The organism is Psychromarinibacter sp. S121 (assembly GCF_049801035.1).
In the GTDB taxonomy this organism is placed as follows: Bacteria; Pseudomonadota; Alphaproteobacteria; order Rhodobacterales; family Rhodobacteraceae; genus Psychromarinibacter.
Genome location: NZ_JBNAGE010000004.1, coordinates 328,465 through 342,379, shown reverse-complemented (window position 1 = coordinate 342,379; position 13,915 = coordinate 328,465). Strand labels below are relative to the sequence as shown.

The 13,915-nt window shown below is 62.8% G+C and carries 6 protein-coding genes; 1 reads left to right on the top strand and 5 read right to left on the bottom strand.

What is annotated here, in order from left to right; all coding sequences use genetic code 11:
- Positions 1–113: 113 nt before the first annotated feature.
- Together ACP156_RS20140 and ACP156_RS20135 are read right to left on the bottom strand one after the other, a co-directional pair.
- Positions 114–1,088: a glycosyltransferase family 2 protein gene (locus ACP156_RS20140; protein ID WP_425053170.1), complete on the bottom strand. Its 975-nt coding sequence runs from the start codon at positions 1,086–1,088 to the stop codon at positions 114–116.
- A gap of 4 nt (positions 1,089–1,092) precedes the next feature.
- Positions 1,093–2,046 (bottom strand): glycosyltransferase, encoded by a 954-nt coding sequence (locus ACP156_RS20135; protein ID WP_425053169.1) that lies wholly within the window; start codon positions 2,044–2,046, stop codon positions 1,093–1,095.
- Positions 2,047–2,273: 227 nt separating this feature from the next.
- On the opposite strand from ACP156_RS20135, the gene ACP156_RS20130 reads away from it, so the two are divergent.
- On the top strand, positions 2,274–2,969 hold the full coding sequence (locus ACP156_RS20130) for a sugar transferase (protein WP_425053168.1): 696 nt from the start codon (positions 2,274–2,276) through the stop codon (positions 2,967–2,969).
- Positions 2,970–3,063: 94 nt separating this feature from the next.
- On the opposite strand, the gene ACP156_RS20125 is transcribed toward ACP156_RS20130, so the two are convergent.
- From ACP156_RS20125 to ACP156_RS20115, 3 genes are all read right to left on the bottom strand, one after another.
- The gene (locus ACP156_RS20125) at positions 3,064–9,042 is read right to left on the bottom strand and encodes a cadherin-like domain-containing protein (protein ID WP_425053167.1); all 5,979 of its coding nucleotides are present in this window, start codon (positions 9,040–9,042) and stop codon (positions 3,064–3,066) included.
- Positions 9,043–9,655: 613 nt separating this feature from the next.
- Positions 9,656–10,615: a glycosyltransferase family 8 protein gene (locus tag ACP156_RS20120; RefSeq protein ID WP_425053166.1), complete on the bottom strand. Its 960-nt coding sequence runs from the start codon at positions 10,613–10,615 to the stop codon at positions 9,656–9,658.
- A 297-nt stretch (positions 10,616–10,912) separates the two neighbouring features.
- A complete protein-coding gene (locus ACP156_RS20115; RefSeq protein ID WP_425053165.1) occupies positions 10,913–13,186 on the bottom strand; it encodes a M10 family metallopeptidase C-terminal domain-containing protein in 2,274 nt (757 codons plus the stop codon).
- Positions 13,187–13,915: the final 729 nt, after the last annotated feature.

The window sequence follows — 13,915 nt, the reverse complement described above, 5'->3', positions numbered from 1 at the left end:
GGAGCGTCGAATCGGGCGCTGCCGGATTTGTGCGGATTCCGTCCGTCGCCGCTGCGGCAAGCAGCGGGAGTTCGCCTAGAACTGCGGAAAAATTGTCGGCAGGGGCCGGCCCGTCACTCGGGCCAGCCGTCCTTCCATTCGTCGCGCCGGGCCCAGATCTCGGCCCATGTGTCCGCGCCGCCGGTGCGCAGCAAGCGGGTGCCCCACGCGCGGCTCCACGGCCAGAGGCGGAACATGGCAAGACCAAGCGGGCGCTTCCACGCCGGGAAGTGACGCTTGATCAGAAGCACCTTCGCGCGCAGCAGGCGTACCATCTTGTCGGACCGGACCTTTTCGGATGCGCCGGCATAGTGAACGATGGTGGCCTCGGGCGTCATGCGCGGGCGTGCTCCCAGCGCGCGGGCCCGCAGGCACAGATCGGTCTCTTCGCCATACATGACGTAGGTCGTATCGAAGCCGTCGAGTTCGTCCCAGAACGCGCGCTTGATCAGCAGAAAGCACCCGGTGACGATATCCACCTCGCGCTCGCTGTCGCGTTGCCAGCCGCCGTAGCGCTCGGAGTTGAAGATCGGGCTTTGCCGGAACAGGCTGCTGAGGCCCAGCGTCTGGCTTGTGACGTTCCACAGGGACATCTTGCGATAGCAGCTTGTCGGATTCAGGCTGCGGTCCCCGTACAGCGTTCGACCGCCCCAGATCCCGGCATCGGGATGCGCTTTGGCGAAGTCCATCAGCCGGTCGATCGCGCCGTCCAGAACGATGGTGTCCGGGTTCAGCAGAAGGACGTATTCGCCGCGGGCGTGACGGATCGCGATGTTGTTGCCCTTGGCGAAGCCGTGGTTGTCGGTCTCGGCCATCAGCATCATGTCGGGGAATTCGGCGGCGATGGCCTCGGCAGAGCCGTCGGACGATGCGTTGTCCAGCACGATCACCTCGTAGGGGGTCCGCGTCTCGGCCACGACCGACCGCAGGCATTCCAGCGTCATCTCGCGGGTGTTGTAGCTGATGACGATGATCGAGACTGTCGGGTCGACGGTCTGGCCGGGCGCCGTGCCGTTGGCGGTGGGCAGGTCGGTTGCGTCGAGTGTCATACCATCATCCTTCGTTTCGCCAGGCGGCAGCGCTGCTGCGACCGAACCCTGCGAGAAGCGCCAGCATCTTTCGGCAGCGATATAGCCGGATGCGGGTCACACAGGTCAATGCGAGCCATCGCTCGTTCGGGCCGCCAAGCCGGTCCGAGCGCATGATCCGCGCCGTCTCTGCCAGCGGCGAAGCGGCAACGGCAAGTGCGCGTGCGATCCACCGCAGGTGATCCTTGCCGGACCGGACCTCGGAAAAGTCGTGGCCGATGTGTCGGTCCCACTTGCGCGCCAGTTCCGCGAAGGTCGCCCGCGCCGGTGTCTCGATCAGCATCTCGGGGACATAGTCGATGCGATAGCCCATCGCCGTCGCGCGGCGTCCCCAGTCGAGGTCTTCCGCCAACTGGATGCCGGCGAAGTCACCGACCTTCAGGAATGCCTCGCGCCGGACGGCCATGTTGCACGTCGCGGTGTAGTGGTCGCGCTCGACGTAAAGTTTCATGCGGTAGCCGTAGGCGCTTTCGTAGGCCTCGATCGACGTGGGGCGGGCAGGGTCCACCCGAGCGATGCGGACGTCGCCGCCGATGACGGCGGTGTCCGGATGCGCATCGAAATGCGCGAGGATCGCCGACAGCCAACCGGGCTGCGCGATACAGTCTGCGTCGATGAAGGCAAGCAGGGGCGTATCCGCCAGTCGGGCGCCGTGGCTTCGGGCCGGTCCGGGGCCGGGTTCGCGTTCCTCGACCAGCCGGACGAAGGGATATCGGGCGCATTCCGCAGCGGGCAAACGCGTCGATCCGTTGTCCACCACGATGACGGAAATCGGCTTTCCGAAGCGATGGCGATCGGCATCCAGAGAGCCCAGGCACCGGGCCAGCGCGTCGAACCCGTTGAGGTGCGGAATGACCACAGTCAGCCTAGATGTGCCGACAATATCTGGGGTCGCCGAATTCTCGGGTGCCAAAGTCATGTGCGCTTTCTACTCGACGTCAGTTTCATCAATTCGAATGTAAAGGCCGATTTTTCGTGTTAAGAGTGCAGTATTCATTGTATCTAACAACGCTAAGTTGCATCACGGCGAGTTGCTGCCCTCGTTCCGCCACAAATGGTTGACCCTGTACATTAACCTCTGACATATCCCGGCCATCGATAGAATTCATGTCGCAGAACTGACTAATCCTGGCTTGGGGTGATTTTATGACGTTTCCCTTGGAAGGCGTGCCGACCTCTGCCCCATATGGCACGCGCAACCGGGTCGGTCGGTACTATGGACCGAGGCCCCGGAAAAGACCCTACGAGCGTCTGTTCAAGCGCGTGTTCGACATAGCCGCCGTTCTGGTGACGTTGCCCTTCACCGTGCCGCTTGTCGTGATCATGGCGCTGCTTGTCGCTCTGGACGGGAAATCTCCGTTCTACGGCCAACTGCGGGTCGGTCGCGCGGGGCATGCGTTCCGGATGGTGAAGATCCGGACGATGGTGCCGAACGCCGATGAATTGCTGACGGCGCATCTTGCCGCCAATCCCGATGCGCGACGCGAATGGGAGCGGACGCAAAAGCTGAAGGACGACCCGAGGATCACGTCGCTTGGACGTTTCCTGCGCAAGACCTCGCTGGACGAGCTGCCGCAGCTTTGGAACGTGCTGCGGGGGGATATGTCGCTGGTCGGTCCCCGGCCGATGATGGTGCATCAGAAACCGATGTACACGGGCCGCGCCTATTACATCCTGCGCCCGGGCATCACCGGGTCTTGGCAGGTGTCTGACCGGAACGAGACGTCCTTCGCCGACCGAGCGCGGTATGACCGCGAGTATCACGCAGGTCTCTCGCTGCGCGGCGATCTGTCGATCCTTGGACGGACCGTCGCCGTGGTGCTGCGCGGCACCGGGTACTGACGAACGGTTCATTCCAAGCCTGTTCCCGCAATTCCGGAAATGAAAAAGGCCGAAGCGCAAACCGCGCTCCGGCCTTTGTTGATTGCGTGGCCGATCAGACGAACATGCCCGAGTCGGTGAAGATGAAGCTGTCGCTGCCGAGCGACAGGCCGTAGGTGTCGTTGAGCACGCCGATCAGTTCGTCCTCTTGCCCGTCGAGGCTTAGCCAGATCGCGGTGCCTTCCGGCAGGCCCGAGGCGTTCTCGGTCAGGGTGTAGTCCGACGCGTCGCCCCACAGCTGGACCTTGTCGGTGCCCGCGGTGAAGTCCCAGACGAAGCCATAGTCCTCGGTCCCCGTCGCCGACGCGTTGTTGTCGTCGTAGTAGGTGCCGTAGACGTCGCCGAACACGAAGGTGTCCGCCCCGCCCGCGCCGACGAAGACGTCGATTTCGCCGATGCCCGGATCGGTGGAACCGTTGGTTACAGCCACCTGCACGTCGTCACCGTCGGTGCCCTGAACGATGTCGCGGCCGGTGATCTCGGTGACGGTGATGTCGCCGAAGGACAGATCGTTATAGTGCGCGTTCAGGTACAGGCTGCCCGTTGCCGGAGCCTGGTCGATGCTGAAGGTCTGCACACCTTGCAGCGTCCAGTCCTGAGGCTCGGCGGTGCCGGCTTCCCAGATCTTGATGCTGTAAAGACGGTCGTACAGCCCCACCATCTCAACCCGCATGTCGATGTTGTAGGTGGTGTTCGCGTTGATCGTGATCGCCTGCGTGCCCAGCGTGTTGAAGAAGTTCAGCGACGGGTGAAGCTTGATCACGCCGCTGCCGTCTCCGTTCTCGTCGTGGAAGAAGAACGCCGCGCCGGGTTCCCAGCCGACATGGGGCTGGGCGTTGGCGATGGGCGTGTCGGTGTGACCGTTCCACAGCATGCCAAGGGCGAACCCGCCGCCGTCGCGGCCGCGCGGGTCGACGTTCGTCAGATCGTAGGGCGTGACCTGCAGCGAGACCTCGTAGTTGTCCCAGCTGATGTCGCCCAGCGTCAGCAGGCGGTCATAGCCAAGGTCGACCGGGGTCACCCCGTTCGCGTCGATCGCCCAGGTGCCGTCGACAACCTGCACCACGTCGGTGATGTCGCTGACGGTCGACCAGTCGATGCTGTAGTTCGCATCCCAGACATTGCCGTCTTCATACTCGACGATGACGTTCTTCGAGTAGGTCTGGCCGTTCGTCATCACGGCGGTGATCGTCACGACGTCATCCGTGGCCGAGCCATTCAGGTCGGAATAGGCGATCTCGACGTTGAAGTCGCCGGTATCCTGCAGGCGGCGGGTGTCGGAACCGACGGCAAGGTACTGCGCCGCACCGCCGTTAAGCGAGTAGCTCAGCGACGAGATCTGCCCGGACACGTTGCCAAGGATGTTGATCCAGACCTGCGTTTCGCCCTGCGCCGCGAAGGTCTGCGTGTCGCCGTACCAGACGTCGATCGGGCCGCCGCTGCTGACGGTGGAGGTGCTGACAGAGACGTTGCCGACGCTCGACTTGTTACCGTCAGAGATGGTGTAGGTGAACGTGTCGACACCATTGTAGCCGGAGTTCGGGGTGTAGGTCCACGTGCCGTTTCCGTTGTCGATCAGCGCGCCGTTGGTCGGCTGGCCAAGCGAGGTGACGGACAGGGTGTCGTTCTCTGGGTCGCTGTCGTTCGCCAGCAGGTCGTCCGCCGAGAAGGTGACCGTCGTGCCTTCCGTCGTCGCGAAGCTGTCGGCGACGGCGGTCGGGCCCTCGTTCTGCGGCACGAAGGTGCCGTCCTCGTCGGTCAGCGGGTCGGTGGACACCTCGAAGTAATCGACGCGCGCCTCGTAGCCCGACGACTGCGCCAGGTTGCCCGAGAACAGGCCAGCCGCATCGACAGTCAGCGCGTGCGTGACGGTGCCGATGGTGGTCCAGCTGTTGCCGTCCGTCGAGTACTGGTACAGCCAGCTGTCGTCAGTGCGCGTGACGCGCAGGTACGGCGCGCTGCCGCCCGTGATCTCGACCTGAAGCAGGGCAGAGGTCGACCCGTTCACGGTTTTGCCGACATAAGCGTACAGCTTGCTGCCGGACGAGAAGGTGTCGAAGCGCAGCCAGTTGCTAGCATCCTGTTCGATCAGGATCCCTTGCATCTGGTAGCTTCCCGAAGGCGTCGTCAGGAAGCGCGTCTCGATCTGGAAATCCACGTCGGCGGCGTCCTGCATAACGCGGGCGGTGGTATTGGTCTGCCACGCGTCGAAGGTGCCGTCCGGCGTGTACAGCGCCAGATAGGCATCGGTAGAGGTGCTGCCGAAGCTGACAGTCCCTTCCGCCGGCCCTTCAAGCCGCCAGTTCGACCCCAGCGTGCCAGAGGCGAAGTCATCCGACGCCAGCGGATTCTCGGTCGGCTCTGTCACTTCTACAGTGACCGTCACCGTCGCGTTCTCCGAGTCGACGCCGTCACTGATCGTGTAGGTGAACGTGTCCGTGCCGGTGTAGCCGGTGTTCGGAGTGTAGGTCCACGTGCCGTCCTCGTTGTCGACGACCGTCCCGTTTCCGGGCTGGCCGACTTCGGTGATGGTCAGGGTGTCACCGTCGGGATCGGAGTCGTTGGTCAGCAAGTCCGTGGCGCCGTCCAGCACCAGCGAGCCGTCGGCCTCGACCGTGAAGTTGTCGTCGGCTGCGATGGGTGTCTGGTTTGCAGGCGGTTCGGTCGGCGTGCCGTCCTCGTCGACGATGGGGTCGGACGAGACCTCGAAATAGTCGACCTGCGCCTCGAAGCCCGACGACTGGCCAAGGTTGCCCGAGAAAAGGCCGGCGGCGTCGACGGTCAGCGCGTGATTGACCGTGCCGACGGTGGTCCAGGTGCTGCCATCGGTCGAATACTGGTACAGCCAGCTATCGCCGGTGCGGGTCACGCGCAGGTACGGCGCGCTGACGCCGGTGATCTCGACCTCGAGCAGTTTCGAGGTTTGCCCGTTTACCGTCTTGCCGACGTAGGCGAACAGCTTGGTGCCCGCAGAGTAGGTGTCGAACCGCATCCAGTTCTGGGCGTCCTGTTCGATCAGGATACCCTGCATCTGGTAGCTTCCCGACGGGGTCGACAGGAAGTGCGTCTCGATCTGGAAGTCCTCGTCAGCGGCGTCCTGCATGATGCGCGCGGTGCCGTTGGTCTGCCACGCGTCGAAGGTGCCGTCCGGGGTGCCCAGCGTCAGGTAATAGTCCGTCTCGTCGCTGCCGAAGCCAACCGTGCCCTGCGACGGCCCTTCAAGCCGCCAGTTCGCGCCCAGCGTGCCAGAGGCGAAGTCGTCCGAGGCAAGCGGGTTCACCGTCGGCTCTGCCACGGTCACGGTGACCGTCGCGGTGTCCGTTTCGGTGCCGTCGGTCACGGTGTAGGTGAAGCTGTCGGTGCCCGAATAGCCGCTGTCCGGAGTATAGGTCCAGGTCCCGTCGCCGTTGTCGGTCAGCGTCCCGTTCGAGGGCTGGGACACGCCGGTGACGGTCAGCGCGTCGTCGTTCGGATCGCTGTCGTTGCCAAGCAGGTCATCCTCGGACAGCACCAAGGCGGTGTCCGGGTCGGTCTGGAAGTCATCGTCAACGGCCACCGGCGCCTGATTGGTCGCGATGGATCCGTCCTCGTCCAAGATCGGGTCGGCACTGGTCTCGAAATAGTCGAGCTGCGCGGTATAGCCCGGGGGCTGGTTGTTCTGGTAGGGCGCGGTGCCCGCGAAGGCGCCGACTTCCGTAACCGTCATTTCGCGGGTCAGGGTGTAATTCTGCACCCAGGTGACGCCATCTGCGCTTGTCTCAAAGACGAAGGTGTCGCCGGTCCGGGTGATCCGGAAGTCCGCCACCTGGCCGACGGCGATGCTGCCGTCGAACAGCGGATAGGTGGTCGACCCGTCCACGATCTGCCCAACGATCAGGGTCAGCCCGAGGTGCGTGTAGGCAAGGTCGAAGCGGATCCAGTTGCTTTCGTCCTGCACCACCAGCAGACCGTGTTCCTGGTACATCTGCTGCGGCTCGTTCAGGAAACCGGCGCTGATCTGGAAATCGCCGTCAGCGACGTCCTGCATCAGCCGCGGCGTGGTCATCACGTCCGAGGCAGACACGGCAACGCCGGCGGGCGACTCGATCAGCACGATGGCGTCCGTGCCCGTGGTCGCAAGCGAGGCCGACCCGGTGATGCCCTTGAAGGTCCAGCCGTCATCCAGCGACGAGGCCGAGAAGTCGTCAGAGAAGCCGTCGAAGACCGACGGCGGGCGAACCGTGACGGTGACCGTCCCGGTGTCGGTGACGGTGCCATCGGTGACGGTGTAGGTGAAGCTGTCGCTTCCCTCGAACCCGGCATCGGGCGCATAGGTCCAGGTGCCGTCGCCGTTGTCCAGAAGCACACCGTTTGCGGGCGTGCCAACAGACACGAGGGTCACAGCGTCGCCATCCGGATCGCTGTCGTTCGACAAAAGATCGGCGGTCGAGAAATCCAGCGCCGTATCGGTCTCGGTCGCGAAAGCGTCGTCGGCCGTGACGGGCGCCTGGTTCTCGGCGACATAGCCGCCGTCTTCGTCGGTCAGCGGATCGGTGGACACTTCGAAATAGTCGACGCGCGTCTCGAAACCCGAAGATTGCGCAAGGTTGCCGGAGAACAGGCCGGCGGCGTCGACCGTCAGCGCATGGGTCACGGTGCCGACAGTGGTCCAGTTGCTGCCGTCCGTCGAGTACTGGTACAGCCAGCTGTCGCCGGTGCGGGTTACGCGCAGATAGGGCGCGCTGCCGCCGGTTATCTCGACCTGCAGCATCGCAGAGGTCGACCCGTTCACCGTCTTGCCGATGTAGGCGTACAGCTTGTTCCCGGACGAGAACGTGTCGAAGCGCATCCAGTTCTGGTCATCCTGCTCGATCAGGATGCCCTGCAGCTGATAGCTTCCCGACGGTGTCGACAGGAAGCGCGTCTCGATCTGGAAATCCTCGTCGGTGGCGTCCTGCATGATGCGGGCGGTGGTATTGGTCTGCCAAGCGTCAAAGGTGCCGTCCGGCGTGGACAGGGTCAGATACGCGTCGTTCGCGTCCGATCCGAAGCCGACAGTGCCCTGCGAGGGGCCTTCAAGCCGCCAGTTGGCGCCAAGCGTGCCGGTGCTGAAGTCGTCCGACACAAGCGTGTTGGTCGACGGCTCGGACACGGTCAGGGTCACCGTCGCGGTGTCCGTGTCGGTGCCATCGGTCACCGTGTAGGTGAAGCTGTCGGTGCCGGAATAGCCGCCGGTCGGCGTGTAGGTGTACGTGCCGTCGCCGTTGTCGGTCAGCGTGCCGTTCGACGGCTGGGTGATGCCGGTGATGGTCAGCGCATCGCCGTCACCGTCCGTGTCGTTCGCCAGCAGATCGTCGGAACCGCTCAGCACAAGCGCGCCGTCGGTGTCCACAAGGAACGCGTCGTCGCCCGCCACGGGAAGCTGGTTCGCCGGGGGCTCTGTCGTGATCGTTCCGTCCTCGTCGACGATCGGGTCGGAGGCGACCTCGAAATAGTCGACCTGCGCCTCGTAGCCGGAGGATTGGCCAAGGTTGCCCGAGAACAGGCCGACCGCATCCACGGTCAGTTCATGGGTCACGGTGCCGACGGTCGTCCACGTGGTGCCGTCGGTCGAGTACTGGTACAGCCAGTCGTCGCCGGTGCGGGTGACGCGCAGGTAGGGCGCGCTGCCACCGGGCACGACGACCTCGAGCAGTTTCGAGGTCTGGCCGTTCACCGTCTTGCCGACGTAGGCGTACAGCTTGTTGCCAACAGAGTAGGTGTCGAAGCGCAGCCAGTTGTCGGCGTCCTGTTCGATCAGGATGCCCTGCATCTGGTAGCTTCCCGAAGGCGTCGTCAGGAAGCGCGTTTCGATCTGGAAATCCTCGTCGGTGGCGTCCTGCATGACGCGCGCCGTCGTGTTGGTCTGCCAGGCGTCGAAGGTGCCGTCGGGGGTCCCGAGCGTCAGGTAAGCCTCGTCGCCGTCGGACCCGAAGCCGACCGTGCCCTGAGAGGGGCCTTCAAAGCGCCAGTTAGACCCGAGCGCACCCGTGCTGAAATCGTCGGAATTCGACATGAAACCCTCAAAGATCCGCGGCACCCCGCCGCATGTAGCTGAAAATGGACCTACCGCTCGATCGCCGTCTGTCACGACTTGTCATTGCGGGCAGAATACCACCCCGAGACCGATTTGGCCTCGGAAAAAACATACTTCAGTTTCGGGGTGTTTGGACAGAGGCAGGACCGCCGAAGGAGCATGTACTTTTGGACAGGCACGCGCTGAAACGGGAAATATGATTGCAATTCGGGGTCTTCGCTGGGTGCCCCTTGGCGGCGGCGTGGCGGCGGGGACACGGTCGCCGGGCCGTGGACGATGTTGGGGCTGCGCCTGCGCCGCCTGCCAAATGCGGCCAGTTCTTGGCAAATTCTTGTCCGCCTTGGCATTGCGGCTGTGGCCGACGCGACTTGCGCAACTGGTGTGCTCTGCTTCGGGGCGGAGTATTCAACCGGAGGGCTGAGCCCTGCGATCAGTTGCGGCCCCAGCGCCCAGTTCCTCAGCACATCGATTTGGCGCGTGTATAATGTGGATCTGAAAGTATTGATTGTTTCCGAATAGGAATCTGCCGTCCCTTGCGGGTGCCGTTACTTGATTCGACGGCAGCGTTGGAAAGGCGGGCGCGGGCTGCCGATCAGGGCAGAAGCCGTCTGAGCTTCTTGCTAAGGACGCGCCGCACGCGCTGCGCCTTGTTGGACAGGCGCCGCAGGGGCGTGTCCTTCCATCCACGCCACGCCGACACGTCGCGCGCCTCGTTCCAGCGGTGGGCAAGTGCGTGGGTGCACCCGTCCTCCCATGGTTTCGGGCGGCCCGAGAAGTGGATGATGTAGGGATCCGACACCAGCGCCTCGAACAGGTCCCGATCGTAGGGGCTGCTTTCGGCCGCGCCGTCCCAGTAGACGGCGGCCATCTGGTTCCAGCGCGGATCGATCAGCCTGAACCGGGACCGGTAGACGATGTTCAGCGCGTCTTGGTCGGGGAAGGTCAGGTCGGGGTACTTCCTGAGGCAGTCGATCAATTCATCCACGCCGGACTTGCGCAGCGCCGCGAGGTCGAAGACCAGAACGCCGGACTGGAAATAGGGGACCGCGGTATCGATGCCGTAGCGTACGACGTCGTCCTGTCCCAGCGAGTTCTGAAGCCGTTCGACCTGATTGCTGTCGCTTGGCAGGTCGTGGACCGCAAGCAGCACGTTCCCGTCGAAGGGGAGGTTCCAGAGCTCCTGCAGATCCCGCGTAACGATGATGTCGGTGTCGAGATAGATCGCGCGGTCGACCTCCGTCAGCATGCGACCTATCAGAAGGCGCGCGTATGCCGCGGGGGGATAGGGGCGATTGGACGAGGTGAACAGGTCTTGCAGTAGCTGCATGTCCTCGCCCTGGATCTCGTGCCAAACAAGCCGGTCAGCGCGACCGTCGAACTGAGACGCGATCCTGGTCCGGTTCCCTTCCGAGATGCCGCACGACAGCACGTGCACATCGACGGGCGTATCGGCGTCGCGGGTGGAAAGGACCGATGCGATGGCGACGCCCAAAGGCATGGCCAGGACGTTGTCGGAGGCGAACGTTACGGCGATGCGCTGGTCTTCCGGCATGTTGGGCTGTCTTTTCCGTCGGCACTGTTTGGCGGACTATCGACCGATGCGCATGCCCAGTGCAATGGCAGCGTCGCCGGAGGCGGCCATATTGCTGGTCAGAAGGTCGAAGGCGCATCGCGCGGACCAGCCGTGTCCGGCGGGATAATCACCGGACTATTTGGCGCAACTGCAATCGGGCGCAGTTCCTTGGTTGGTCAGGCACAGCGATGTGCCACAAGACCGCAAGCTTGGAACGAGAAGGGCCGCGCAATCCGGTTTGGATTGCGCGGCCCTGATAGCTTCGGGTGAACGACCTTAGAGCAGGAAGTCGTCCGCTGTCAGTCCGGTCACATCGGCAAGGACGATCCGCATGTCCGACGACCGGTCGCCGTCGACGTCGATGCGGACAACGGTGTTGCCGTCCTTCTCGGTCGTGCGGATTGCCGGGCCGTCGCCGTTGTACCGCTCAAGAAGCCGTACATCGAGGGTGTCGCTGATCAGATCGGACACATCCAGCGTATCGACACCGACGGTGAAGTCCAGGATGAAGTCCGGGTTCGCGGCCTTGCTTTCGTTCACCTTGCTGAAGATGAACTGATCCGCGCCAGAGCCGCCCGACATGGTGTCAGAGCCTTTCCCGCCCTTGATCGAGTCGTTGCCGTCGCCGCCAAGGATGATGTCGCGGCCAACACCGGAGAACAGGAAGTCGTTCCCGGCCCCGCCGTCAAGGATGTCGGCACCCGAACGACCGGAGATGTGGTCGTTGTTGTCGCCGCCGCCAAGCTTGTCGTTGCCCTTGCCGCCGTCGATGGTGTCGTTGCCGGCATCACCGTAGATGGTATCGGCGCCGTTGGTTCCTCCCAGGCTGTCGGCGTTGATCGTGCCGACGATGGCGTCTTCGCCGTCACCCGACAGGTTGTTGCCGCTGCTGATGACGATATCCGAGATCGTACCGTCGAAGACCTGCGAGTAACCGGAGCCGCCCGACGAGCTGGACCAGCCGTTCGCACCGATTTGCAGGAACTCGGAGTTGTCCTCCCAGCTCATGTCGAAAGCAGCTTCGCCGACGACGATCCCGTCGAGCATCGCCACGACAGTGCCGTCACCGAAACCGATCTGCAGTTCGTAGTCGACATTCGCCTGAATGCCGCTGACGGTGAAGACTTCGCTGGTGCTTTCATCCTGGAAGCGGATGACCAGCGAGCCGTTGTCGATGTAGACGGTGAAGTGGCCGCCGTTTGCGAAGTACGACGCATCTTTCGAGATGATGCCGTGCTGACCCGAGACCGTATCGGCATTGAAGGTGAGCGAGATCGATGCCGAGGAAAGCTCCAGGCCTTCTTCGTGCTCGAACTCCATCGCCTGGTTGCCGCCGCTGAACTCGTAATCACCTTCCAGCTTGAAGCTGGCGGTCAGCGAGTCCCAGGACAGATCGGGATCTTCCGCGTCGGTCGTGTCGTCTTCCGGCTCCGTGACGACGGGTTCTTCCACCACCGGTTCTTCGACAACCGTATCGTCGGGTTCGTCATCGCTGCTCGATCCGGTGTCGCCGTTCAGCAGTTCGGTCAGGCGCGTCGTCGCACCGTAGCCGTTTCCGAAGTCGATCACCGAGCCGTCGACCGGAAGGAAGTCCGTCCAGTCCATGCCGTCGTTTTCGACCTGCAGGATGTTCTTGTAGTAGTTGGCGGCCGACGAGTTGGTCGAATAGACGTAGTTGTCCAGAACCGTCGCGTTGCCGTCGTTGATCAGGTAGTTGCTGACGTTGCCGTCGACGACCACACCGCTTGCGGTGTTGGTGACGCGGATGTTGCCGCCGCCGCCGCCGGGCCACGGCAGAACCGTGTTGTTCAGGATCTCGATGCCGCCAGAGCTGTTGGCGACGATGATCGCGTTCGGCGTGCCAGCCATCACGAGGTTTTCCTCGATCAGGATGTTCGTGCCGCCGACAGCGATGCCCTGCAGCCAAATTCCGGGGTCGCCAGTGCTCGGGTCGTCCCAGATCACGTTGCCGCGAATGACGATGTCGCTGGGCCAGCCAGAGGACTGGTTGTAGAACTGGATTGCGTCCGCGTGGGTATACGTGCCGTCGGAATTCAGCGTCGGCGACGCATCCATCAGGAAGTTGTTCTCGATCAGACCGTTCGTGGCATTGCCCGCGACAACCATAAGGTCGCCGTCGACGCCGCCGTCACGCCCGATCTCGTTTCCGGTGACAGTGAAGCCGTTCACTTCTTTGATGTAGAGCGTCGTCTTCATCTCGTTGTCGGTGAAGCTGACGTTCTGACCCTGCAAAGCTTCGACCCAGCTTTCGAGGTAGCTGTTCGTAACTTCGACGTTCGTCGCGCCGACCACGGTGAACCGGGCGGTCGAGGTGATGCCATCGAGGGTGATGTTGGAACCGGTGATCTTAATGACGCCGAAAGACGCACCCAGATCGTTGGCTGCTTGAATAGTTACGTTGGACGAGAAGTTCTCGTCGATCGTCAGGTCGCCATAGTTTCCGTTCTGAAGAACGATCGTATCGCCCCCAGTTGCGGAGTTTAGCGCAGCACTAAGCTGAGAAGAGTTGGATACGTTGATTGTCGCCATTGCGCCGATTTGCCCTATTAAGCGGCCGCAAGCCAAAAGAGTTCACGCTGGCAAAAGCGAGTGCTTTGCCACTGGTGATGCGCCAAAAGCGCATTCCGCGGTTACTGATCAACTGCCAGGCAGGGAGGAGTGGTTTTTATTCTCCTGCCGATTTACACTGTCACCGTTGCGTCAACTGTTTTCTGTCCGGCTACGCGCCCTCGGTTGTCCTCTGTCTGTATTTAGGCCCCTGTGATTTACAAAGCCCTAACATCGGGGCGATTCCTTGACAATTCGGGCCCGAATGTGCGGCGCAAACTCGCTTATTTCCGGAAAACTCCTTTGAAATCCAGATATTTGGCGGAAACCCGCCGGTCGGAGAAACAATGGGAACCAAACAGCGGTCGGCGTGGTTCCGCCGGTGATACCCACAGGCCCGATTGTTGCCACGACCTATGATGCGGATCTTGCGGGCTGGGTAGGCTGAAAACTGCCTTTTCAAAGGGCAAGATGAACAAACGGAAATCTTGAAAGCCGGAATCCTGCGTTTCTCGCCCTTGCGATTCGCCCGCGCGACCGTTGGATTGGCGCTTTGCGGTGGTCGAAACTCCCCGCGTCACGCGATTTGTTCGGCCGGGCGTCCGGGCCGGTTTCCGGAGAGAAACCGGCAATCGCGAAACGCCGATCCGGCAGCTTGGTTATTGTTGCGATGCCGGACGCGCTGCCTAGGTAAATCCGGGGGTGATCGGC

Coding starts and splice junctions, on each gene's coding strand:
- ACP156_RS20140 (WP_425053170.1), bottom strand. CDS start 1,088: ATGACACTCGACGCAACCGACCTGCCCACCGCCAACGGCACGGCGCCC.
- ACP156_RS20135 (WP_425053169.1), bottom strand. CDS start 2,046: ATGACTTTGGCACCCGAGAATTCGGCGACCCCAGATATTGTCGGCACA.
- ACP156_RS20130 (WP_425053168.1), top strand. CDS start 2,274: ATGACGTTTCCCTTGGAAGGCGTGCCGACCTCTGCCCCATATGGCACG.
- ACP156_RS20125 (WP_425053167.1), bottom strand. CDS start 9,042: ATGTCGAATTCCGACGATTTCAGCACGGGTGCGCTCGGGTCTAACTGG.
- ACP156_RS20120 (WP_425053166.1), bottom strand. CDS start 10,615: ATGCCGGAAGACCAGCGCATCGCCGTAACGTTCGCCTCCGACAACGTC.
- ACP156_RS20115 (WP_425053165.1), bottom strand. CDS start 13,186: ATGGCGACAATCAACGTATCCAACTCTTCTCAGCTTAGTGCTGCGCTA.